Origin of the sequence: Thermoflexus sp., assembly GCF_034432235.1 — a bacterium.
Lineage (GTDB): Bacteria > Chloroflexota > Anaerolineae > Thermoflexales > Thermoflexaceae > Thermoflexus.
In genome coordinates this window covers 1-20,143 of sequence record NZ_DAOUCJ010000067.1, presented here as the reverse complement: position 1 = coordinate 20,143, position 20,143 = coordinate 1, and the positions used below count along the sequence as shown (strand labels likewise).

Here is a 20,143-nt window from a genome sequence, read left to right as displayed (position 1 = left end):
CGGGGAGCTCCTCCAGTCGATCATCCGCCCGAAGCCCGTAGTCCCCGCGCTCCCCATCTTCCACAAAAGCCCCAACACCCCAGATGGCGTTTCGGGGGAGCCCCGGCTTTTTCGCCATCTCGACAACGGCTTGTTCTACGGTCATCGAGACCTCACCGAAGCCGCGGTTTTTGCCGAAGCCCAGCTTGACGAGCCCAGCGTTGATCGCCTGAAGGGTCAGCGCCAGAAGCCCCACCTGCCAGACTTCAAAGTTCTCCAGCACAAGCGCGGTGCGGAAGCGCCCCTCTACCAGCACTTCTGTTTCATATAGCGCACCGGGTACCACCGCGTTGGTCAGCCGTGAAATTGCCACGCCGTAGCGGGTTTCGGTCTTGACTTCGCCGTCAGGGAAGGCATCGGTGAAGGAGAGCCGACCTCGCAGGCGCGTGTTGCCGTAGATTTTACAGGCACGGCAGGACTGCTTATAAACTGTTGCCGGATTCTCTTCGCTTCCCAACCGGCGTCCGCAGTAGTCCGAACTGGAGGGGAAGGGTTCACAGGCGCCCTTGGGATTTACAGTGCGCAGCACCTTCTCCGTAAAGCTCCGAAACGTCCCTTTGAGCGAAGAACCGGGGATGAAGACCGTCTCGCCCCGGGGTGTCATCGTGCGCACGAACTGCATATCAGGGAGAGAAGGGTTCGGCGAAGCCAGCCCCGATTTGATGAGCAACGGAGCGCGGGGCTCGATCACAAGTTCTAACTTCAGGGCGTTCCAGCGGCGCTTATGCATGGCTTCCTCCTTGCTGCAGGGCTGTTGCGAGTCTCTGCAAAAGCTCCGAATTCCAAATTTCGGCAGGCTGTCCCGTGCCCGTGAGGTAGTCCAAGAAGTTTTCCATGCCAACCTTCTGGATTTTAAGGTTGACGATTTCCCCCCAGCCAGGACCGCGGGTGGTCTTGCCGCCCACAGGCAATTCGCCCTTTCGCATCGCTTCCAGCGCCAAGAGCAACAGCCCTACCTCCCATTCGTCGGCGTTTTCTACCACGATGGTAATGCCGAACTCCGCTCCCGCAGGCACAGTCTCGAAGTCGTATTTGATGCCGCTTTTCGCTGAGCCCAGATCGCGGTCAATCCCCACACCGTCTCGGAGTTCGGTGAGCCGGAGCAGGTTGTCCCGATTCGAGAGCATGGCATCCTGAAACGATATCCGCGACGCCAGCCAGGGGGAGCCGAAGAGCCGGCAGGCGGTGCAGGAGCACTGCCAAATCTCCTGCGTGAGCTTTTCGTCGTCAAGCCGGTTATTCTGCGTTGCGCGTCTGACCATACAGTTCTTACACCGGCCGCAATCGCGACAGCAATTCCCCTTACAGTTTTCACAATGCTCACCGCATTTTGCGATGACGCAGCGCTCCCGCTCATCCAGTGGGTCACATGCCCAGAGTCGTTCACCCTGACGGGTCTGCTTGAGCTCGTCCATCGTGCGCAGGAGCCGCTCTGTGTAAGCACGCACCACACCCTTGAGCGAAGAGCCCGGGATGAAGGGAATGCCCTCCGGGGTCTTAATGACAGGAAGATCAGATCCCGTAGGCATGAGCGAGGCGCGGGCACCTACGGAAAGGGCGGTCTTCATCCGCAGGGTCGCGGTAATCAACCAGCGGTTCTCAAAGTGCCAAAAGGAGTGAAGGGTCATGATCGCTCCTCCCTTGCCTTCTTCTCAGCCACAAACTTTCGCACCAGAAAGCCCAGGTACAGGCGGATGAGCTCCATCCGCACCCAGCGAAGCGCTCCGGGATTGTTCCGCGTGACCTCCTCGGCTTTCTGTCCCAGCTTGCGGATATCCTCGAGGATCTGGCGTCCGACATCGGCGGGGATTTTCTTCCGCCCCATCTGATAGGCAATGAAGTTTTCCAATGCCGGTACCGAGTCGGTGGCAGAAGCCAGGTTCTGAAGATTGCGAAGCTGGGATTCTTCCAAATCCGATTCCGCTGCACGTGTTTCAGTTATGCATTTTTCTGCGCGCCGAACGATCTCGTCCAGGTGCTCTTCAATCTGGTGCAAGAGTTTCGCTTCGACAATCATACCGGCATTACCTCCTGATGAAATGGGTGGCACACCAAAATTTCGCCCAGGCCTTCATCGGTGCGGATCCCGACGCCCCGGGCTTCCAGGTTTTCCAGGAAGGGCAGGAGCTCCTTCTGGGAAGCTTCTGTTCGGAACACATACACGCTCCCCATCGCTGCTCCCAGGTAGGTGGGCTTGGGCAGTCCCCAGGCAGTAGAGAAGCCGCCCACGAAGGTCGGCTGCGTCACCCAGAAGACCGGCTCCCGCCATTGCCCGTCCAGGTCGAGAAAGAGCTTCAGGGTGGGCAACCCGTGCGGGTCCCGGAGAACAGCAGGCGCAAGCAGATCCACGCTGAAGTACGTCCCCGATGGCTCCATGGGCGCTGGGCTCCCGGTCTGCCGGGCCAGATCCGCCAGGTCTCGCCACACTTCGCGCAGTTTCTCGTTGAAGGCGCGCAGGCGCTCGGCGATAGGCTCTATGCCGGGTTCCACCGCCTTGAGACGCGCGGCGCCGAACCCTCGGGTCGTGAGGGCGCCGACTCCGACGCTCTCCACCGCTTTCTTGAGCTCCTCGAGGATTGCCTCGTCCTCAACCCAGAGCCGCCCGACGAATGTGCTTTTCGGTCGCACTCCGATTACCCGATAGAGCATCCCTTCCTGGGCAGCGCGGCGATGGCGACTCAGGGCAACCTTGGTCTGGAGTGCCTTTTCGATCTTCATCACCCTCCAGCCCTCGGGCAGAGTCGCATAAAACCCGCTCACCCGTTCCATGCGTCCGCCGCACTTCTCTCCTCTGATTTCATGGGTGCAGCGCAGGAGCATGGGCACTGGAAAGCGGGCGCCTTGCCGTTCCAGCTCTGCATACGCCAGGGCGATGAGCAGGCTATCCCGGATGCCGTGTCCGGGTTTTTCCCCGGAGCGCCTGGGGACATTGAGGAAGCCCCCGTGAAGCTTGCACTCCAGCGCTGTCATCGGGAAGGGCAAAGCCCATACAGACTCTGAAGCGCTGGGGAAGAGATTCCCAAAGCGCACCTTTTGCACTGTCGGGACGATCTGGCTTGCTTTCCCCTGTAGCTTGAGCCATTCGGCCAGCGCGCCCCGGAGGACGCTGCCGGGCAGGTAGTCCCGCGTGTCGAGATAATCTCCCCGAGGCTTGAGCGTGCCCGTGCGCAGGGGCTTTTCGGGCGTGAGGCAGACGAAGTATTCCGTCATGCGGGACCCTCCGTCCGGGATACAAGCGCTTCGCTCTGTGCTACAAGGTCTTCGTCCAGGAGTTTCTCGCCGTCCACGCTCGCTGTGAAATCCACAAGCTCGAGCCAGCCCAACCCCCGAGAGCGCGCTGCCCCGATGGCAAAGCCGGCTTTCGCCGCCAGATACAGAAGAGCCGCTGCCTTTCGGGCTTCTGCTTGTGAATCGAACCAGCCCTCGATACGTGCCGTAAGCGCCTTCTGCCAGGCGATCTCGGTGGAGAAGAGCCGCTCTTCATAAGCGGTCTTGCGATGGCGGCTGAGCGAGACGTTCATGCGCACATCCGCCATGCCCCCACGCAGCTCGGCATCCGAGAAGCGCAAGGGAGAGCGCCTGCGGGGTGATCCAAAGACCTTGCAAATCAAGCACGCGTTGCACATCTCTCCGGGGCGAGAGCCATCGCAGACTGGTAACCCGAGCCCGCGGAGCAGGCGCTCAGCACTCTCCCGAAGCCAGCCTTTGATCGTGGTCGCAGGAACAATGGGAACTTTGCCGTCGCGCCAGTCCACTACCAGAGCTCTGTCCGTCCAGAGCTTTCCCTGCTCCCCGGTGATGTGCAAACCGGAGACGAGTCCGAACTTTGTCTCAATCTGTAGCTGATGGGGCATAATGTTCCTCCCGTGGGATGTCCAGCACAGCGCCCAGCTCAATGAGTTCCAGCGCGTCCAGAAGCGCCGTCTTCCAGCCCTCGTCCGTCCGGCGCCAGAACCAGAAGCCGTCTTCCGCGGGCCCCAGGAGGTTGCCCAGCTCTTGAAACGCCTCACGAAGCCGTGCGCCGCGCTCCTTTTGCCGGGCCGCCTGATATAGGGCATAGTTCAGCGAAACATGCACGCCTTTTTCGAGGGCTTCTGCCAGCGAGTGTCGCTGAGCCTTAGGAAGTTGTTCTAAACTGCGGGCCAGCTCCGCGAGCTTCCGAGCCTGCTCAGCCGTGTAGGGACGTGCCGTGAGGACCATCATCTGTCGCTCATACAGGGCGCTCAACAGCGTGCCTGCTCGCTCTGAAATCACCGGTGCCCGCAGCCAGAGGTGGCATAGCGTGCTGGTCCGGACCTCTCGTGCCAACTTCTTCGCTTCCTTGAGGAGCCCTTCGGCAAGCGAAAAGAGGAAACTTACTGGATACTTCACATCGGCAATCGCCAGCCCAGCGGAGAGACTGAGCGAAACGGGACGGCGCATAGCGCTTCCCACTCGCTCCTGAAGCTCTTTTCGAAGCTTCTTGATGCCGGGGTGGTGCTCAAAGGCTTCAAGCACCTTGGTTGTCAGCGCCCAGCCGTAGCGTGCAGGCACGATGACCACGATGTCGTCCCCGCCCAGGACAATGATCTCGAAGGGCAGCAGTTTCTCGCGGTCCCTCAGGCGCTCTTCGCCGAACACTGCCCAGAGTGCTGAGAAAAGCGCATCCCGAGTGGCATCTTCCAGCACCCGCGAAAAATGACGATAAGAAGCGGGCGAGGGCATCAATTGCAGAAGATCGCCCATGTTGTTGCCGTCAGCGTGGAGCAGGGCAATGCGACCGTCTGAGCCGGCAAGTGTGTCCAGGTCTTCGGAGAAACGTGGCTTTCCGTCGAGCTTCTTTTCAGGAATCTCGACACGCTTGCTATCGCGTACCCACTGGACAAACTCCTTTACGAACTCTCGGCGCTCCCCCCTTCCTCGCTCCCGTTTTTGGGAGCAGATCGCACACATCCACTCATCCCGCACATCGTCGTGCTCTTCCACCGCCCGCTTGCCGCAGGACTCGCACCGCCGGTGAATGGGTAGGGTCTCGAAAAATGGAGCTGTAGCCTTTGCCCGCTTCGCTTGCTGGAGCCTACCGGTGAGCGCTGACACCAACTCGCCGAAGTTTTTGCGTTTTGTCCGGTCCTTCAGAAGAGCCTCAAAGTGGCTATAGAGCAAATCAGCGGAAACATCACTTCCGGAAAGCGCCTGAATTTGCGCATCGTCGTAGGGGACAAGCCCCCGCCCCATGTCGGCATAGCCAATCGGGTCCGAATACACAACTGTAATGGTGGCAACACCGGTTTTCTGTAGGTAGAGTTGCTCGATCTCTTCCTTTATCTCCTTTGCCTGGCCCGCAGGAACGATGGCAAGGAAGCCGCCCCCGCCACAATAGATCAGGGCTTCTTCGGCGATCTTCTCCGTAAAAAGCTCGCGAACTTTTGCCTCCAGCTCCAGGAGGATTTCGCTTGCTCCACGGATCTCGGGAAGCGTGCTCGTCTCGTATACGTAGCTTTTGATGGCATCCGTATCGCCCAGAAGTAGGCAAATGGGCTTGTCGGTGCCAAAGAGCTCTTGTTCCATGCGGAGAGTCTCTTCTGCAAGTCGTTGGAATTCAGTCGCTGTAGAGGCTCGCGCCAGCTCAGGACGATCCCCAGCGGAGGCGTAGCTATCGGCCAGGCAGACCAGTTTCTCCAGAATCGTCTGCGGCCCATCTCGTAGGTGGTGGCGCGCCACTACGCCCAGGATGATCTCCTGGAGATGCTCCTCCACACCCTTTGTAGCAAGCCACTCCCGGGCATATTCCAGGCCCCGTTGGACGTGGAATCGGTACTCCGTTTCGCCGATTCGTGCTTTCCCCAGGTCGTGCAGGAGCCCACACAGGCGGGCAAGGGCACGCAGTTCGGAGGGTGAAAGTTCTATCCCACATATCTCTACTGCCCCCCTGCCACGTCGAAGCAGTTCCTCGGCAAAGGCGGCGGCAAATCCAGCCGTGAGCATCAAGTGGTCATAGAGTGACACCCAGGGAATGCGGGTGTCCGCAAGGAGATAATCTGCTCTGTATAGCTTTTCCGAAAACTCCGATTTAAACAAATGGATTAAATCTGAGATCATCGCAAACTCCAGATTATGATCTTTATCGAGATGCTTGGAGGCGGACAAAATGCCCAAGAACTCGAGCGTCATGGGAAGGGGTGTTCTCCCATTGCTCCCGGGCCACGGCCACCATGCCGAAGCCGCTGGCGGTGTGTTCGCCGAAGCCGGCTTCGTAGCCCAGGCGGATGAGATCCGGGGGGCCCGAGACGGTGAACGAAAGCATCCAGCCCCGGATGTCGGTGTCGTGGATCCGCACGAGCTTGGAGCGATAGGGGGGATGCACCTGGATCTCCAGGTCGCCCGGGATCGCCTGCCCATAAAAAGCCGCCGCCTTCCGCCGCAGGTTCTCGGCCAGGGCCCGCGCAAACTCCGGCTCCTCCGGCGAGAGATACCGCTTGACCAGCTTGCCGTCCGCCCGCCGTTCCCCGGTGGACAGGGTGATGGGCGAGAGGGCCGTGAAGGTCGCCGCCCCTTCGAAGATCGGCGTCGGCTCAACCTCCATGCGTTCCACGATCACCGGGTGGGATCCCAGCCGGACCTCGGGCTCCAGCAGCAGCCCCAGGGCCAGGGCCTCGACGACCGACGGGATCGGCGAGGAGATCCACCAGGTGACGGCCCCTTCCGCCCACAGCCCCGCCCGATCCGGCTGCAGGCCGTGGAGCCAGGAGTAGGTGAGGGGCTTGTAGGCGCGTCCCTCTGGACCCGGCCACCCCTCCTCGTGAAGCCGATGGGCCACCTGGGGAAGCCCCCGCATCATCGCCGTGTAGGCCAGGCCCCGCAACCACTCCGGATAGCCCCAGGGCAACCGGCCCGGACGCACGAAGCGCAACGCGATCTTAAGACGCATCGCTCCCCCTCCCTTCCGACGCCCCCCGCCGGACGCGCGCGGCCTCCCGCACGGCCTGCAGGGAGATGATCTCCGCCACCTCGAATCGGGGCGGAACAGCCTCCGGAACCGGCCGCATCCGGATGATCGATGGGAAATAGCCCATGCGGCCGTGAAGCTCCGCCAGCAGCACCCCGGCGCTGTAGTTCAACGAGGGCAACAGGATCAGGATGGGTCGGGTCTGCCACTCCTCGGGGGAGAACCCCACCCGATCCACCATGGACACCACTTGCGGGACCAGGGGACGGGCCGGATCGATCTGGGCGTCGATGGCGATGACCTGTTCCACCGGCTGCCCCGCAAGGGCCTCGATCTGCCGCTGCTGTTCCGGTGTGAGTGGGTGCGCAAAGTTTAAAACGACCATGCGGCCTCCTTTGCCCCCAAATGTAGCCGAGCCCGGGAGGCCGGACATCGGGGAAAGACCGGACGCGCATCCGGGGACGACCGGATGCAGGGGCTGGCCGTTCTTCTACGATTAGAAGCCAGGAGGGGCCCCGCTGACCCTGGGGGGCATCAGAGGGAAGCCCCATGGGGAGGGCGGTTTCCGGTCCCGGCCCTCATCGGGTTGTGGAAAGGTCCATGAGCGGCGCGAAGGGGCGGAACCATTCCCGCAGATCCCGATAGGAGAGACGATGGTCCGGGGACAGACCCCATATCTCGCGGCAGAGGGCCTTGATCGCTTCGAGGTGGGAGTCCACGGTCTTGAGCGACAGGCCCAGGGCCTCCGCGACCTGCGCCAGCCGTTCGCAGCGCACGACCTCCGCCAGCACGCGGCGCTGGGCCGGCGTCAGCCGCTCCCAGACCTGCCGGCAACGCCCAATCCGATCCGCCGGCGACTCAATCTGCCCCAGCTGCAGGGAGGTCAGCTGCCGGAAAGCCGGGAAGTCCGCCCCCCAGCGAGGGAAGGGCACTTCGATCAGGCGCACGCCATCCTCCGGCCGCGCATGCATCCGCCGGCCGTCCCGTGCCACCTCCAGGAAGGCGCGAGGGGTGTAAAGATGCCACACCCGGTCCGCATAGTCCAGATGCACCACCGCAGTGAGGAAGAGCATCAGGGCGAGCAGGCGTCGTCCCCCCGCCAGCACGACATGGAGGGGACGGCCCTGCGCCTTCTCCGCCTGAAGGATCTCCATCATCTGCATCCGAACGGCCTCAGCCGCCCGCTCATCCGTGATATCCATCATGGGGCCTCGGAGATCCTTCAGCATGACCCGGCGCAGGCGGATCGAGCGATGGGCATGGGCGTAGAAATCATTGGGGAACTCGCGATCCAGGCGTTCCAGGGCGTGACGGGTGCGCGGATCCTGGGGGGCGAGGTGCAACACCACGACCTCAACAATCTGCTCACCGCGGTTCAACAGGGCGTCCAGGGCGAAGGTGATCACCTGCGGCTGCCCGCCCAGCGTGGCGATCATCGTGCTGGCCGGTCTGGGTTCCATGGCCCACTTCCCACAGGTCCATCTCTTGCGGATACGGAGGATTTCAATGGAGCTGTTCCCCGCTGTGCTGATCGGAGGGCCGCCGAACTCCGGTAAATCCGTTCTAACATATAGTTTATCACAATCCTTGCGGAAGCGTGGCGTGGCCCATTACGTGTTGCGGGCGGCGCCGGATGGGGAAGGCGATTGGTTTCACGAGGCGGAGCCCCGGCTGACCCGGCAGCTTCGGATCAAGGGGACCTTTGACGAACGATGGGTGGATCGGATCGTGCAGGACATCCGGCGTCGCCATCTGCCGCTGCTGGTGGATGTGGGAGGGATGCCGACCCCGGAGCAGGAACGGATCTTCAGCGTGGTCACTCACGCGGTCCTCCTCATCCGGGATCCCGCGGCCCGCCCGGCGTGGCAGGAGCGTGTCCGGCGTTACGGCCTGCACTTGATCGCGGATCTGGATTCCCGCCTGGAAGGCTCCTCAGAGGTCCTTGAGGAGACACCGGTGTTGCGCGGGGTGATCACCGGCCTGGAGCGGGGTCGTATAGCGGAGGGGCCGGTCTTCGAGGCGCTGGCCGAGCGGATCGCGGCCCTCTTCCGCTACGACCCGGAGGAGCTGCGCCGCTATCATCTGGCGATGGCCCCCGACGTCGACTGGGTGATCGACCTGGACGAGCTGGCCCGCATGCTGGAGGTCCGTCGGGAAGGGGAGGCCCCGCGCTGGGCCCCGGAGGATCTGCCCCGGACGCTGGATTTCCTCCCCGAGGGCAAGCCCCTGGCCCTTTACGGCCGCGGCCCCGCCTGGCTCTACGCGGCCCTCGCCGTCCACGCCCTCCCGGCCCCGTTCTTCCAGTTCGACGTCCGGCTGGGCTGGGTGGAACCCCCCCGGTTGCACCCCGGGACGGAGCATCGCCTCGCTCCGGCATCCGCGCTGGGCTTCCTGGTGGAAAGCTCGGGCAACCGCTGGCGGCTTCAGGTGACGATGGCACATCCCTATCTGGAGCGGGAAGAGGTGGATGGCCTCGTCATACCGGCGATCCCGGCGGAGGCATCCCTGATCATCGATGGGAAGCTGCCCCTCTGGCTGTGGACCGCGCTGGCAAGGGCCTATGCGGGAGTCCGAGTCCTGGCGGTCTTCGAACCGCGGTCCTCCGAGGCGATCGTCGTGGCGTCCCGGGATCCGGCCTATCCGGTCGGAACCCGATGGCCGGTGGAGTCCGCTGGAGCCCAGCCGGCATGAAGGTGTCCCGCGCCCGCCGCCATCTCATCCTGCTGCCCCACCCGGATCTCTCCGGGATGGGGTGAGGATCCGGGTTACAGCCCGCATCGGGGGCAGCGGCTCTCCCCAGGGGCCAGCTCCGCCCTGCACGTTTCACATACATACGTGAAGGCAGCCCCGCAGACCGGACAGGCGCGCGCGTCCTCGGCCACCGCCGATCCGCATTCCGGGCACAGGGCCTGTCCGCAGGCCGGGCAGGCGTCGGCCTCTTCCGGGAGCTCCGCCCCGCAACGGGGGCAGCGCCCCGAGAGGTCCAGGCCGCAGTAAGGGCAACGCTCGGTCCTTTCGGAGACGCGGGCGTTGCAGCGCGGGCAGACGAAGGCGAGCTCGGCCCCGCAGATCGGACACGCGGAAGCTCCGAGGGGGATGATCGCCTGGCAATCGGGGCAGCGCGCGCCGGTTTCCGCCCCGCACCGCGGGCAGATGAGCTCATCCGGCCAGAGCCGGGCACGGCACCGGGGGCAGAGCCGCTGGCCGCAGGACGGGCACGGCCCCTCCGATGGGCGAAAGATGGTTCCGCAGGTGGGACACGCTGTTAGGGCAGCCAGCTGGATCCCCGAAGGTGCAGAGGAAGGGGGGCGGAGTTCGATGGGAACAGGGCGTGGGAGAGGCGCCCCGCACGCCGGGCAGCGCTCGGGCGCCCCGAAGAGGGGCTCGCCGCATGACGGGCAGCGTCGCGGGAAAACCCGGTTGCAGTCCGGGCATTCCGATGCCGTGCTCAGCAGAACGGCCCCGCAATCCGGGCAGGCGAAGGCCAGAGGGGATCCGCACCGCCGGCATCGGGTCTCTGCCGTAAGGGGCTCCTCTGGACCGGGCTCCTCGCACACCGGGCACCAGATCGCGCCGCACGCCGGACACAGGCCGATCTCCTTTTCCACGGCCTCGCCGCATCGAGGGCAAACCGCCGGGCGCACCACGGCCCCGCACGAGGGACAGCGGGCGGCATCCTCCGGCAGGGGAGCGCCGCATCGATCGCAGGTTTCCGTGAAAGGCAAGCCGCAGGATGGGCATGCGGCTGCATCCCCCGGGACCCATGCGCCACAATCCGGGCATGGCTCCGCGCCGCAATTCGGGCACGGCTCATCCGGCGGCGTCAGCGTCCCGCACTGGCCGCAGGGCTGAGATCGGAGCGGGGCGCCGCAGGCCGGGCAGATCTCCGCCTCCGGGGGCACCGGGGCGTCACAGTGGCTGCAAAACCACGCCCATACCGTCCCACATCCCGGGCACCGGGTGGCCGTCTCGGGCATCCGGGACCGGCAGGCGGGGCAGAAGGTGACTCCGCAATAAGGGCAGACGCCTTCCTCCACCCGGATCTCCCGACCACAGGCCGGACATGGGCCCGTATCGTATCCGTCCTCTGGATCTCCTGGGAACAGGATCCCCTGGGTCATGACCCGGTTTCAGTCCTCAGGAACATTTCCTCAGCCTCGCATTCCCGAAGCCATGGCCTCCGCGCGCTTGCGCCAGTAGCGCAAGTAACCCGCCACCACGCTCTCATAGCTCGCGGCCACATCGTAGAACTCTGGATCCGCCCCCGCCGCCCGCAATTCCTCATCGGCGCGCTCCCGGAGGCGCTTCACCATCTCCGCCTCCTCGAAGTTCCCGGCCATCATCTCCCGGATCCACCGTCCCCACTCCCACAGCCGGCGTTCCAGATCCTCCCAGTGCCATTCGATGTCTCCACGGTGGACATCGAAATGGGTCAGACACAGGCCGCTGGCCTTCAGGGCCCGCAGCCGGGCGATGCTATTCGACCACGCCTCCAGATCCAGCTCCGGGGGCGGAGTGGGGGGACGGACGTAGCGGATCCCGGGCAGACGGACGCCGGCGATATCGCCGGTGAAGAGCAGCCCGGTGGTTTCATCCAGGAAGGCGTGATGGTGACGGGCATGGCCGGGCGTATCGAAGGCGATCAGCGTATGGCCGGCGACCGAAAGGCGTTCTCCGTCGGAGACCACCACGAGGCGATCGGCCGGGACCGGGATCACTTCCCCCCACAGGGGTTTCAGCAGATCCCCATAGATCCGGGCGGCGCTGGCGAGCAACCGGGAAGGATCAACCAGATGAGGCGCGCCCACCGGATGCACGTATACCCGAGCCCACGGGAGGCGCTGGATTAGAGCGCCGGAGGCCCCCGCGTGATCCAGATGGATGTGGGTGACGATCAGATGGCGGAGGGCTTCCAGGGGCACTCCGGCGGCCTGCACTCCTTCCAGGAGCTTCTCCATGGTGGAAGTCGGTCCGGTTTCCACCAGGGCTGCTTCCCGGCCATCATAGAGCAGATACGCCGCGATGACCTGCGGTCGGCCCTGGAATTGAAGATCGATGCGGATGACGCCATCGGCAATGGGTCGCAGAAGCGGGGGCATGGTTTCCTCCGTTTCCCCGGGAATTGCGCTACATTTCGCGGCCGCGCGGTCTTCAATTATACGACTTCGCGTATGGGTTGCTGCTGCCCTCTGGACTGGATATAATCTTGCATGATCTCAAGGGGCTTGCTGGAGCGGGGAAGAAGGCCGTGGAAGACATTCTTCCCGGCCCCTGAAATCCTCTTTACAGCCTTTGGAGCCTCGGGAGGATCGTCGCCCTCCGGTTGACCCCATGGCGGATGGATGAAGAGATGGGTGGGATACAGGTATGGCCTGGAGCAATTGACTGGAAGCATCTGGAGATCACGGAAGCGGATCTGGAGGCATTACTCAACCGGTTTCTGGAGGATCCCCTTCCCCGTACTGTGGAAGAGCTCGCCCGCTTGGTGATCCAGCGACGCCTTCAAGAGCTGGAGGAGCGGCGGCGCGCTCTCCTGGCCGGCGCTCGCCCGTTCCGCCCGAAGGATCGCTATGAGGTCGGGGAACGTCTGTGCTTCCCCCATCTGAATTTCGCGATCGGGACCGTGGTGGGCATCCGGGATGGATACAACCCGGAGATCGGCCCTTTTAAGGTGATTCAGGTCCGTTTCGAGGGCGATGGAACCCTGCGGGAGTTTGCTGCGGAATATCCTCTTCCCCACCGGCTCAACGAGCTGGATGGCCTGCGTGGCCCGGATGAGAAGGGCTTGCGTCCAGATGAGGTCTGGGCGACATGGGGTCCTCGGATCCAGGAACAGCTCCTCGCCCGACTGGAATCCAGCCCGGACTTTGTGCGGGTGGGGGATCACTGGTTCCCGAAGGCGTTGCTGGTGGAGCTCCACGAAGGGCATCTGAACCTCGTGGAGGCCATCTTGGATGTTCATGGGGGCGGTCCGTTGCCGCCGGAGGCCCTGCTCCCCCATCTGGAGCTGCCAGCGGATGTTCCCCCTCCGTTGCAGATCTTCTCTCTGAACGCCGCCCTCTATCGGGATCCCCGCTTCGATGAGGTCGGCCCGGCCGGCCAGTTCCTCTGGTTTCTGCGCCGGATGGAACCCCCGGAGGTCCTGGAGACTCCTCCCCGGCTTCAGGGGCGAGCTTACACGGGGACCCGGGAGGGGCTGGATGAGGCCTTGGTTCGGATTGCGGCGGAGATCGACGATGAGCTCAGCACGCCCGAGGAGATCCGCCCCGGGATCGGGGAGGCCGATGAGGTGGTGTGGATCGCCACGTATCCCCATCTGGCCAGCGGGACTGCGCCGCTGACCCGGCGCACGGCCCGGGTGTTCCCTCTGGGTCGAACCCACCGGATCCGCTTCGAGTTCGAGGATGGGGTGAGCGGCCGGCGCTGGCCGGGATGGGTGGTGCGGGAGCGCAAGTATGTCTTCGGATTGAAGGAATGGTACCAGGCCCACCAGGTCCAGCCCGGTTGTCTCGTGGTCTTTCGGCGAACCCGCGAGCCCGGCGTGATCCGGGTCCAGCTCCATGGCCGCAGCCGGCGGGATTGGGTGCGGGTGGCGCGGGTGGTAGAGGGACACATCGTCTTTGATATGCTCCGCCGTCAGGTCCCGGGCGAGTTTGATGACCAGGGCCTGATCTACGTGGATGATCCGGCGGCGCTGGAGGAGCTGTGGCCGCGCTGGCGGAGCCGCCCGGCGCGGGCTCTGGCTCAACAGCTCTTCCCCGCCCTGGCCCGCCTGACGCCCCAGGGCACGGTTCACGCCCGGACGCTTTACCAGGCGGTGAATCTCCTCATCCGGATACCGCCGGAGTCGCTCTTCGAAGAGGTGATGGGCATGCCCGGGTGTGTTTACCTGGGCGATGGCTACTGGAGGTGGACAGAGGAGGGCGCATGAGCGACCGCCCGCGGGCTCTGATGCAACGGCTGATCAAGCCGACGTTGGATACCCCCTTCCGCATCGATCTGGACTGGTGGAAGCGGGAAGGGCAGGATTTCCGCGCTTATCTGATGAGCCATTTGTGCCCGGAGCACCGGGATCAATTCCTGGCGAATCCTGAGGCGGCGGAGATCGACTGGGTGGATCCGGAGACCGCAGAGGTCCGGCGGGTGGATGGGCTGTGGCATATCCTGTTGCAGCACTGCAGCCGTCAGCCGGATTTCCTCACCTCCCAGACGCCTCTCACCGACGCGGTGTTCCGTCTGTTGCTGATCAACGGCAATCAGCCCATGACGCCCAAGCAGATGTCCCAGGCCCTTCAGGCTCGCACCGGCCGGTGGGAGGATCCCCGCAAGATCCTGCAGACCATCGGCGGGCGTGTGGTGCATCGAGGGATCCGGCCTGTCCTGGGGGAGTGAGCGATGCGGGTCACTGTGAAATTGCATGCGATCCTCCGTCGCTATCGTCCCGCCGGGGCGCAGGACGAGGGGATTCCGGTGGAGATCCCGGAGAATGGCACCCCCCGCGATGTCGCAGGCGCCCTGGGGATTCCTCTCGAGCTGATCCATGCCGTCTTTGTCAATGAGGCTCAGGCCACCCTGGATACGCCCCTGAGGCCCGGGGATCTGGTCCGGCTGTTCCCGCCCGTCGTGGGGGGAAACGAGCGTTGATATCCACGGCAGGGGCTACGCCGGCGGAGCGCCTCGGGCGCCCCACGCGCCTTCGAAGGGCTCTCTTCCCCCTTGACCGCTGGCTTCCCTCAGGACCCGCTGCATACAATGATACGAGGGGAGGTTTTGAGATCTGAGGAGGACGATGCGCCATGGCCGAACCCATCCGGCTCTTCGTCACCAGCAGCCCGGAGCTGGAGGCGGAGCGCGAGATCGTGGGGCAGGTGGTGGCCGGGCTTCCCGTTCGATTGGGATGGGAGATCCGGCATACCCCCCGGCCCGGCGAGGCCCTGGCCCCTGCGCTGGAAGCCGTGTCGGCCGCGCATCTGTATGTGTTCATCCTGGGCATGGATTACTCCGCCCCCATGGGGCTGGAGTGGACCCGAGCGGTTCAGGCGAAGAAGCGGAAGCTGATCTTCGTGAAAGAGGTAGCCCACAGTCCGGCAGCGACCCTGTGGCTCAGCGAGCATGGGGATGAGGCGGATCGGATCGCGTTCGACTCCCTGGCCGCCTTCCGGCGGGCTTTTGAGCGCCAGCTGATCCGGGCGCTGCTGGATCTGGCGGAGACGTTGCGCCTGCATCTGGATGAGATCGAGGGGCTGACGGCGCGGATGAAGGCGCTGGAGGAGACGACCCCGGAGGCCCCGACCATCGCCCGCGGGGCGGAGCGCAGCGCCATCATCCTGGGGGAACGGTAGCGAAGGTTCACCCCCGGGCGATGCCGCTTGCCTTGCTCCTTCAAATCCCATTCGCAAATCGGGGACGGCACATCGCCAGCTGAAGCACCGGGGCGCCGCGCATGAACCTTCGATGCTGGATCGGAACATCCGGATGGATGTATCCCCACTGGCGAGGGGTTTTCTATCCCCAGCATCTTCCCCAGAGCCGCTGGTTTTCGCATTACGCTGCGCACTTCGACACAGTGGAGATCAACAGCACGTTCTATCGTCTGCCTTCCGAGAGGGCCTTCGACCGCTGGCGGGAGCAGGCCCCTCCTGGCTTCCGCTATGCCGTAAAGGCCAACCGCTATCTCACCCATATCCGTCGCCTGAAGGATTGTGCCGAGCCGCTGGCGAGGTTCCTGGAACGAGCCCGGCGCCTGGGAGATCGCCTGGGACCCATCCTCTATCAGCTTCCTCCCGGCTGGGGGGCCGACCCCGATCGCCTAACGGCGTTCGCGGCCCTTCTTCCAGGGGATCTTCTCCAGGGGTTCGAGTTCCGGGATCCCCGGTGGTTTGTGGAGCCAATCCGCGCGATCCTCGAGCGCTATCGCCTGTTCTTCTGTCTCTTCGACATGCCCGGCCTCTCCTCTCCGCTCTGGGTCACCGGGCCCATCGTCTACATTCGTTTCCATGGATCCACCGCGCTTTACGCAGGCCGCTATCCCCGGGAGGAGCTGGCTCTCTGGGCAGAACGGATCCGGGGTTTCCTTCAGGCGGGCTGTGAGGTTTATGTCTACTTCAACAACGATGCCTTCGGGCATGCGGTGATCAACGCGATGGAGCTGCGGGAGATGCTGTGACGGGATGGACGGACACCGCTGGGCTCTCCTTCGGGGAGGCGGGATGGCCCCCCGAAGTTCGTGGGGGGAGGCCAGCGGCGTAACTCCGGTTTATCCCGGGAACGCGATCGAAAGCGCCTCCGCAAGCGTTCGCGCGGGAAGCAGCGTGAGCTCCGCCGGGACCTCGCGGAGCCGACGGACGGTGCGGGGCAGGAGGCAGCGCCGGAAGCCGAGCTTGGCCGCTTCCGCCAGGCGGAGCTCGAGATGGCCCACGGCGCGCAGCTCCCCCGAGAGACCCACCTCCCCGATGAATACCATGTCGGGAGGCAACGGGCGATCCCGAGCGGAGGAGACAATGGCCATCGCCACCGCCAGGTCCGCGGCCGGCTCGTCCACCCGAAGGCCGCCGACCACGTTGACGAACAGGTCATGATCATGCAAGCGCAGGCCCACCCGCTTGGTCAGCACCGCGACCAGCAGGAGCAGACGATAGGGATCCACTCCATTGGCCGTGCGGCGGGCTGCTCCAGGCGGCGCCGGGCTAACCAGGGCCTGGATTTCCACCAGCAGCGGGCGGGTGCCCTCCATGGTCACGGCGACCGCCGAGCCGGAGGCCTGGACCAGGCGCTCGGCCAGGAAGAGCTCGGATGGGTTGGGCACCTCCGCCATCCCATCCCCGCGCATCTCGAAGACGCCCACCTCGGAGGTGGCGCCGAAACGGTTCTTCACGCTGCGGAGCATGCGGAAGGCGTGGTAACGATCCCCCTCCAGGTAGAGGACGGTATCGACGATGTGCTCCAGAAGCTTCGGGCCGGCGATCAGGCCCGCCTTGGTCACGTGGCCGATGAGGAAGATGGTGATCTCCAGGTTTTTGGCCAGCGCCTGAAACCGGACGGCGCACTCGCGGACCTGGCTGACGCTCCCGGGAGGGGAGGGGATCTCTTCTATGTAAACGGTTTGAATGGAGTCCACGATCACCAGGCGGGGGCGCAACGCCTGGATGTGATCCACGAGAGCTTCCATGCGGGTTTCGTTTAACAGGTAGAGCTGGGGGTTGTGCAGCCCCAGGCGATCGGCTCGCATCTTCAGCTGGCCGAGGGATTCCTCGCCGGAGATGTAAAGGACCGGGAATTCGGGGCCGGCCATTCGATCCGCCAGCTGCATCAGCAGGGTGGATTTCCCGATGCCCGGATCGCCTGCGACCAGGATGAGGGAGCCTGGCACTACCCCGCCCCCCAGCACGCGGGCGAACTCCCCGATGGGCAGCGGCCAGCGCTCCACGCCGGCAGGTGCCACAGCGGGAAGGGGGATGGGCTGGGTTCCCGGCGCCCCCTTGAGGCCGACCGTGCGAACGGACGGGGAGGGGGAGACCTCCACCAGGGTATTCCACTCCCCACAATCCGGGCAGCGCCCCATCCACTTGGGATGCACTGCACCGCATTTCTGACAGACGTATTGGGTCCGCGCTCGGGCCATTTGGATCTCCCCAGGGGTTCGGGGTTTTCTCTCCATGATAGCCCGAGCTCCGGTCGCCTGGCTTCACCCGCCAACCCATCGGCGCTTTTCGATGTTTTTGAAAGCGCCCCCCGAAGATGCCTCGCGACAGAGGGGAGAACTCCCCTGCCTCTAATGCTCCTCTAATGGAACCTGCGTAGAATCAAAGGCGATGCGGATGAGGGGGGAGTCTGTGCCGCTGATCTGCCGGAACTGTGGGATCGAAATGGATTGGCAGCCTGTCATTGTGGATCGTCAGCCTTACTGTTGCCTGGGGTGCGCCCAGGGGGGGCCGTGCCAGTGCGACTATAATCGGCTGCCCTCGCCGGCCATACAGGCCACCCTGGCCCAGCGGGCCCCATCTCCGGCCCTTGAGGTTCGGATCGAGCGGCAAGCTCCCCTCGTTGCGGTGATCGATCAGTTTGGGGAGGAATCCCACAACCCTGAACGGGAGGTTTCCGATGGCCAAGAAGGGACGGATCGTCGGCATTGATCTGGGGACGACCAACTCGGTGATCGCCGTGATGGAGGGTGGGGAGCCCAAGGTGATCCCCATCGCCGAGGGCGGTAACCTCTGTCCATCGGTGGTCGCCTTCACCAAGACCGGGGAGCGCTTGGTGGGTCTGCCGGCCAAGCGCCAGGCGATCATCAACCCGGAGAACACCGTGTTCTCGATCAAGCGTTTCATGGGCCGGCGCTACAGCGAGGTGCTGGAGGAGGTCCGACGGGTCCCTTATAAGGTGGTGGAGGGGCCGAACGGGGACGCCCGGGTGTTCATCCCGGCGGTGAGCAAGGAGTTCACGCCCCAGGAGATCTCGGCGATGATCCTGCGCAAGCTGAAGCAGGACGCCGAGGCCTATCTGGGGGAGCCGGTCACCCAGGCGGTGATCACCGTGCCCGCCTATTTCAATGATAGCCAGCGCCAGGCGACCAAGGACGCGGGGAAGATCGCCGGCCTGGAGGTGTTGCGCATCATCAACGAGCCCACGGCCGCAGCCCTGGCTTACGGGCTGGATAAGAAGAAGAACGAGATCATCCTGGTGTGGGATCTGGGTGGCGGGACCTTCGATGTGTCGATCCTGGAGGTCGGGGATGGTGTGATCGAGGTGAAGGCCACGGCGGGCGACACGCACCTGGGTGGCGATGATTGGGACCAGGTGATCATCGACTACGTGGCCGAGGAGTTCATGAAGGAGCATGGGATCGACCTCCGGAAGGACCGCCAGGCCCTGCAGCGCCTGAAGGAGGCGGCCGAGAAGGCCAAGATCGAGCTCTCCACGTTGATGGAGACCGAGATCAACCTGCCCTTCATCACCGCCACGGCCGATGGGCCGAAGCACCTTCAGATGCGCCTGACCCGGGCCAAGTTCGAGCAGCTCTCCCGCCATCTGGTGGAACGGCTGAAGGGTCCCTTCGAGCAGGCCCTGCGCGATGCCAAGCTGCGCCCCGAGCAGATCGATGAGGTGATCCTGGTCGGCGGCGCCACCCGCATGCCGATGGTGCAGCAGCTGGTCCGGGAGCTCACGGGCAAGGAGCCCCACAAGGGCGTGAACCCGGACGAGGTGGTGGCCGTCGGCGCGGCCATTCAGGCGGGCGTGCTGGCCGGCGAGGTCCGGGATGTGCTGCTCCTGGATGTGACGCCGCTCTCCCTCGGCGTGGAGACCCTGGGTGGGGTGATGACGGTGATCATCCCGCGCAACACGACCATCCCGGTGCGCAAGACTGAGGTCTTCACTACGGCCGAGGACTTCCAGACGGCGGTGGACATCAAGGTTTACCAGGGCGAGCGGCCGATGGCGGCGGACAATATCCTCCTGGGCCAGTTCCGCCTGGAAGGCATCCCGCCGGCGCCGCGGGGCGTCCCGCAGATCGAGGTGACCTTCGACATCGACGCGAACGGCATCCTCCACGTCTCGGCCCGAGACCGGGCGACCGGCAAGGAGGCCAAGATCACCATCACCGCCTCCACCAACCTCTCCAAGGAGGAAGTGGAACGGCTGCTCAAGGAGGCCGAGCGCTATGCGGAGGAGGACCGGCGCCGGCGCGAGCTGGCCGAGGCCCGCAACGAGGCGGACAACATGATCTACAGCGTGGAGCGCTCGTTGCGGGAGCTGGGCGATCAGGTCAGCCCGGCGGATCGCGAGCGGCTCGAGGGCCTGATCCGCCAGCTGAAGGAGGCGATGGGCACCGACAACGCGGCCCGCATCCGGCAGCTCACCCAGGAGCTGCGCCAGGCGGCTCTGGCCATCGGCCAGGCAGTCTACCAGCGGGCGGCGGCCGGTGGCTCCGGCAGCTCTCGCCCATCCGGTGAGGGCGAGGTGGTCGAGGGCGAATACCGTCAGGTCTGAGCCTGGAGGGGGTTCAGGGGGCGGTCTGATTGTCCCCCGGAACCCCTGCAAATCCGGAGGTCGGACCATGTTGTTCTGGTGGGATCCGCTGTATTTGGTGTTTGCGCTGCCGGCGCTGGTGCTGGGGCTGTATGCCCAGGCGAAGGTGCAGGCGGCCTATTCGCGCTGGCTGCGGGCGCCGGCCCGCTGGAC

At 64.5% G+C, this 20,143-nt stretch carries 20 protein-coding genes; 8 read left to right on the top strand and 12 right to left on the bottom strand.

The genetic code is table 11. From position 1 onward, the window contains the following. From VAE54_RS08280 to VAE54_RS08240, 9 genes are all read right to left on the bottom strand, one after another. On the bottom strand, positions 1 to 769 hold a 769-nt coding region (locus VAE54_RS08280), incomplete at its 3' end, for an RAMP superfamily CRISPR-associated protein (protein WP_322801483.1). Further along, complete coding sequence (csx7, locus tag VAE54_RS08275; protein WP_322801482.1) at positions 762 to 1,667, bottom strand: CRISPR-associated RAMP protein Csx7; 906 nt, start codon at positions 1,665 to 1,667, stop codon at positions 762 to 764. The genes VAE54_RS08280 and csx7, both read right to left, overlap by 8 nt. After that, positions 1,664 to 2,056 carry a hypothetical protein gene (locus VAE54_RS08270; protein WP_322801481.1) on the bottom strand — a complete coding sequence of 131 codons (393 nt, stop codon included), beginning with the start codon at positions 2,054 to 2,056 and terminating at the stop codon, positions 1,664 to 1,666. The genes csx7 and VAE54_RS08270 overlap by 4 nt, the downstream gene beginning before the upstream one ends. Next, positions 2,053 to 3,249 (bottom strand): CRISPR-associated RAMP protein Csx10, encoded by a 1,197-nt coding sequence (gene csx10, locus VAE54_RS08265; protein ID WP_322801480.1) that lies wholly within the window; start codon positions 3,247 to 3,249, stop codon positions 2,053 to 2,055. Before csx10 ends, VAE54_RS08270 begins: the two co-directional genes overlap by 4 nt. Further along, positions 3,246 to 3,893, bottom strand: a complete 648-nt coding sequence (locus VAE54_RS08260) for an RAMP superfamily CRISPR-associated protein (RefSeq protein ID WP_322801479.1) — start codon at positions 3,891 to 3,893, stop codon at positions 3,246 to 3,248. Before VAE54_RS08260 ends, csx10 begins: the two co-directional genes overlap by 4 nt. After that, complete coding sequence (locus tag VAE54_RS08255; RefSeq protein ID WP_322801478.1) at positions 3,871 to 6,189, bottom strand: Cas10/Cmr2 second palm domain-containing protein; 2,319 nt, start codon at positions 6,187 to 6,189, stop codon at positions 3,871 to 3,873. Before VAE54_RS08255 ends, VAE54_RS08260 begins: the two co-directional genes overlap by 23 nt. Beyond that, a complete protein-coding gene (gene cas6, locus VAE54_RS08250; RefSeq protein ID WP_322801477.1) occupies positions 6,140 to 6,946 on the bottom strand; it encodes a CRISPR-associated endoribonuclease Cas6 in 807 nt (268 codons plus the stop codon). The genes VAE54_RS08255 and cas6 overlap by 50 nt, the downstream gene beginning before the upstream one ends. Continuing rightward, entirely contained in the window at positions 6,936 to 7,349 is a 414-nt protein-coding gene (gene csx15, locus VAE54_RS08245) for a CRISPR-associated protein Csx15 (protein WP_322801476.1), read from the bottom strand. The genes cas6 and csx15 overlap by 11 nt, the downstream gene beginning before the upstream one ends. 193 nt (positions 7,350 to 7,542) lie before the next feature. Continuing rightward, positions 7,543 to 8,424, bottom strand: a complete 882-nt coding sequence (locus VAE54_RS08240) for a CRISPR-associated ring nuclease (protein WP_322801475.1) — start codon at positions 8,422 to 8,424, stop codon at positions 7,543 to 7,545. A 46-nt stretch (positions 8,425 to 8,470) separates the two neighbouring features. Here VAE54_RS08240 and VAE54_RS08235 point away from each other — a divergent pair, with 46 nt between their 5' ends. Beyond that, a complete protein-coding gene (locus VAE54_RS08235; RefSeq protein ID WP_322801474.1) occupies positions 8,471 to 9,655 on the top strand; it encodes a CRISPR-associated protein Csx3 in 1,185 nt (394 codons plus the stop codon). Positions 9,656 to 9,729: 74 nt separating this feature from the next. Here VAE54_RS08235 and VAE54_RS08230 read toward each other — a convergent pair whose 3' ends face one another. Then, on the bottom strand, positions 9,730 to 11,085 hold the full coding sequence (locus tag VAE54_RS08230) for a double zinc ribbon domain-containing protein (protein WP_322801473.1): 1,356 nt from the start codon (positions 11,083 to 11,085) through the stop codon (positions 9,730 to 9,732). Between the two features lie 30 nt (positions 11,086 to 11,115). Next, positions 11,116 to 12,063 (bottom strand): MBL fold metallo-hydrolase, encoded by a 948-nt coding sequence (locus VAE54_RS08225; protein WP_322801472.1) that lies wholly within the window; start codon positions 12,061 to 12,063, stop codon positions 11,116 to 11,118. 251 nt (positions 12,064 to 12,314) lie between these two features. Between VAE54_RS08225 and VAE54_RS08220 the strand changes: the two genes are divergently transcribed. The 5 genes from VAE54_RS08220 to VAE54_RS08200 all read left to right on the top strand — a co-directional run bounded on the left by VAE54_RS08220 (position 12,315) and on the right by VAE54_RS08200 (position 16,130). Next, positions 12,315 to 13,895, top strand: a complete 1,581-nt coding sequence (locus VAE54_RS08220; protein WP_322801471.1) for a hypothetical protein — start codon at positions 12,315 to 12,317, stop codon at positions 13,893 to 13,895. Then, the gene (locus tag VAE54_RS08215) at positions 13,892 to 14,356 is read left to right on the top strand and encodes a hypothetical protein (RefSeq protein ID WP_322801470.1); all 465 of its coding nucleotides are present in this window, start codon (positions 13,892 to 13,894) and stop codon (positions 14,354 to 14,356) included. Before VAE54_RS08220 ends, VAE54_RS08215 begins: the two co-directional genes overlap by 4 nt. Before the next feature lie 3 nt (positions 14,357 to 14,359). Continuing rightward, positions 14,360 to 14,608, top strand: a complete 249-nt coding sequence (locus VAE54_RS08210) for a MoaD/ThiS family protein (protein WP_322801469.1) — start codon at positions 14,360 to 14,362, stop codon at positions 14,606 to 14,608. 152 nt (positions 14,609 to 14,760) lie between these two features. Further along, on the top strand, positions 14,761 to 15,306 hold the full coding sequence (locus VAE54_RS08205) for a hypothetical protein (protein WP_322801468.1): 546 nt from the start codon (positions 14,761 to 14,763) through the stop codon (positions 15,304 to 15,306). 101 nt (positions 15,307 to 15,407) lie between these two features. Further along, positions 15,408 to 16,130 carry a DUF72 domain-containing protein gene (locus VAE54_RS08200; RefSeq protein WP_322801467.1) on the top strand — a complete coding sequence of 241 codons (723 nt, stop codon included), beginning with the start codon at positions 15,408 to 15,410 and terminating at the stop codon, positions 16,128 to 16,130. Positions 16,131 to 16,220: 90 nt separating this feature from the next. Here VAE54_RS08200 and radA read toward each other — a convergent pair whose 3' ends face one another. After that, positions 16,221 to 17,585 carry a DNA repair protein RadA gene (gene radA, locus VAE54_RS08195; protein WP_322801466.1) on the bottom strand — a complete coding sequence of 455 codons (1,365 nt, stop codon included), beginning with the start codon at positions 17,583 to 17,585 and terminating at the stop codon, positions 16,221 to 16,223. A 196-nt stretch (positions 17,586 to 17,781) separates the two neighbouring features. On the opposite strand from radA, the gene VAE54_RS08190 reads away from it, so the two are divergent. Next, positions 17,782 to 18,096: a hypothetical protein gene (locus tag VAE54_RS08190; protein WP_322801465.1), complete on the top strand. Its 315-nt coding sequence runs from the start codon at positions 17,782 to 17,784 to the stop codon at positions 18,094 to 18,096. After that, complete coding sequence (gene dnaK, locus VAE54_RS08185) at positions 18,065 to 19,951, top strand: molecular chaperone DnaK (RefSeq protein ID WP_322801464.1); 1,887 nt, start codon at positions 18,065 to 18,067, stop codon at positions 19,949 to 19,951. The genes VAE54_RS08190 and dnaK overlap by 32 nt, the downstream gene beginning before the upstream one ends. The last annotated feature ends 192 nt before the right edge of the window (positions 19,952 to 20,143 follow it).

What these genes read in the sequence shown, in the direction of transcription:
- radA (WP_322801466.1), bottom strand. Translation starts at nt 17,585, where the DNA reads ATGGCCCGAGCGCGGACCCAATACGTCTGTCAGAAATGCGGTGCAGTG.
- VAE54_RS08260 (WP_322801479.1), bottom strand. Translation starts at nt 3,893, where the DNA reads ATGCCCCATCAGCTACAGATTGAGACAAAGTTCGGACTCGTCTCCGGT.
- VAE54_RS08230 (WP_322801473.1), bottom strand. Translation starts at nt 11,085, where the DNA reads ATGACCCAGGGGATCCTGTTCCCAGGAGATCCAGAGGACGGATACGAT.
- VAE54_RS08215 (WP_322801470.1), top strand. Translation starts at nt 13,892, where the DNA reads ATGAGCGACCGCCCGCGGGCTCTGATGCAACGGCTGATCAAGCCGACG.
- VAE54_RS08270 (WP_322801481.1), bottom strand. Translation starts at nt 2,056, where the DNA reads ATGATTGTCGAAGCGAAACTCTTGCACCAGATTGAAGAGCACCTGGAC.
- VAE54_RS08210 (WP_322801469.1), top strand. Translation starts at nt 14,360, where the DNA reads ATGCGGGTCACTGTGAAATTGCATGCGATCCTCCGTCGCTATCGTCCC.
- VAE54_RS08235 (WP_322801474.1), top strand. Translation starts at nt 8,471, where the DNA reads ATGGAGCTGTTCCCCGCTGTGCTGATCGGAGGGCCGCCGAACTCCGGT.
- dnaK (WP_322801464.1), top strand. Translation starts at nt 18,065, where the DNA reads ATGGCCAAGAAGGGACGGATCGTCGGCATTGATCTGGGGACGACCAAC.
- VAE54_RS08255 (WP_322801478.1), bottom strand. Translation starts at nt 6,189, where the DNA reads ATGACGCTCGAGTTCTTGGGCATTTTGTCCGCCTCCAAGCATCTCGAT.
- csx7 (WP_322801482.1), bottom strand. Translation starts at nt 1,667, where the DNA reads ATGACCCTTCACTCCTTTTGGCACTTTGAGAACCGCTGGTTGATTACC.
- cas6 (WP_322801477.1), bottom strand. Translation starts at nt 6,946, where the DNA reads ATGCGTCTTAAGATCGCGTTGCGCTTCGTGCGTCCGGGCCGGTTGCCC.
- VAE54_RS08205 (WP_322801468.1), top strand. Translation starts at nt 14,761, where the DNA reads ATGGCCGAACCCATCCGGCTCTTCGTCACCAGCAGCCCGGAGCTGGAG.
- csx15 (WP_322801476.1), bottom strand. Translation starts at nt 7,349, where the DNA reads ATGGTCGTTTTAAACTTTGCGCACCCACTCACACCGGAACAGCAGCGG.
- VAE54_RS08190 (WP_322801465.1), top strand. Translation starts at nt 17,782, where the DNA reads ATGAGGGGGGAGTCTGTGCCGCTGATCTGCCGGAACTGTGGGATCGAA.
- VAE54_RS08240 (WP_322801475.1), bottom strand. Translation starts at nt 8,424, where the DNA reads ATGGAACCCAGACCGGCCAGCACGATGATCGCCACGCTGGGCGGGCAG.
- VAE54_RS08200 (WP_322801467.1), top strand. Translation starts at nt 15,408, where the DNA reads ATGAACCTTCGATGCTGGATCGGAACATCCGGATGGATGTATCCCCAC.
- VAE54_RS08220 (WP_322801471.1), top strand. Translation starts at nt 12,315, where the DNA reads ATGGGTGGGATACAGGTATGGCCTGGAGCAATTGACTGGAAGCATCTG.
- VAE54_RS08225 (WP_322801472.1), bottom strand. Translation starts at nt 12,063, where the DNA reads ATGCCCCCGCTTCTGCGACCCATTGCCGATGGCGTCATCCGCATCGAT.
- csx10 (WP_322801480.1), bottom strand. Translation starts at nt 3,249, where the DNA reads ATGACGGAATACTTCGTCTGCCTCACGCCCGAAAAGCCCCTGCGCACG.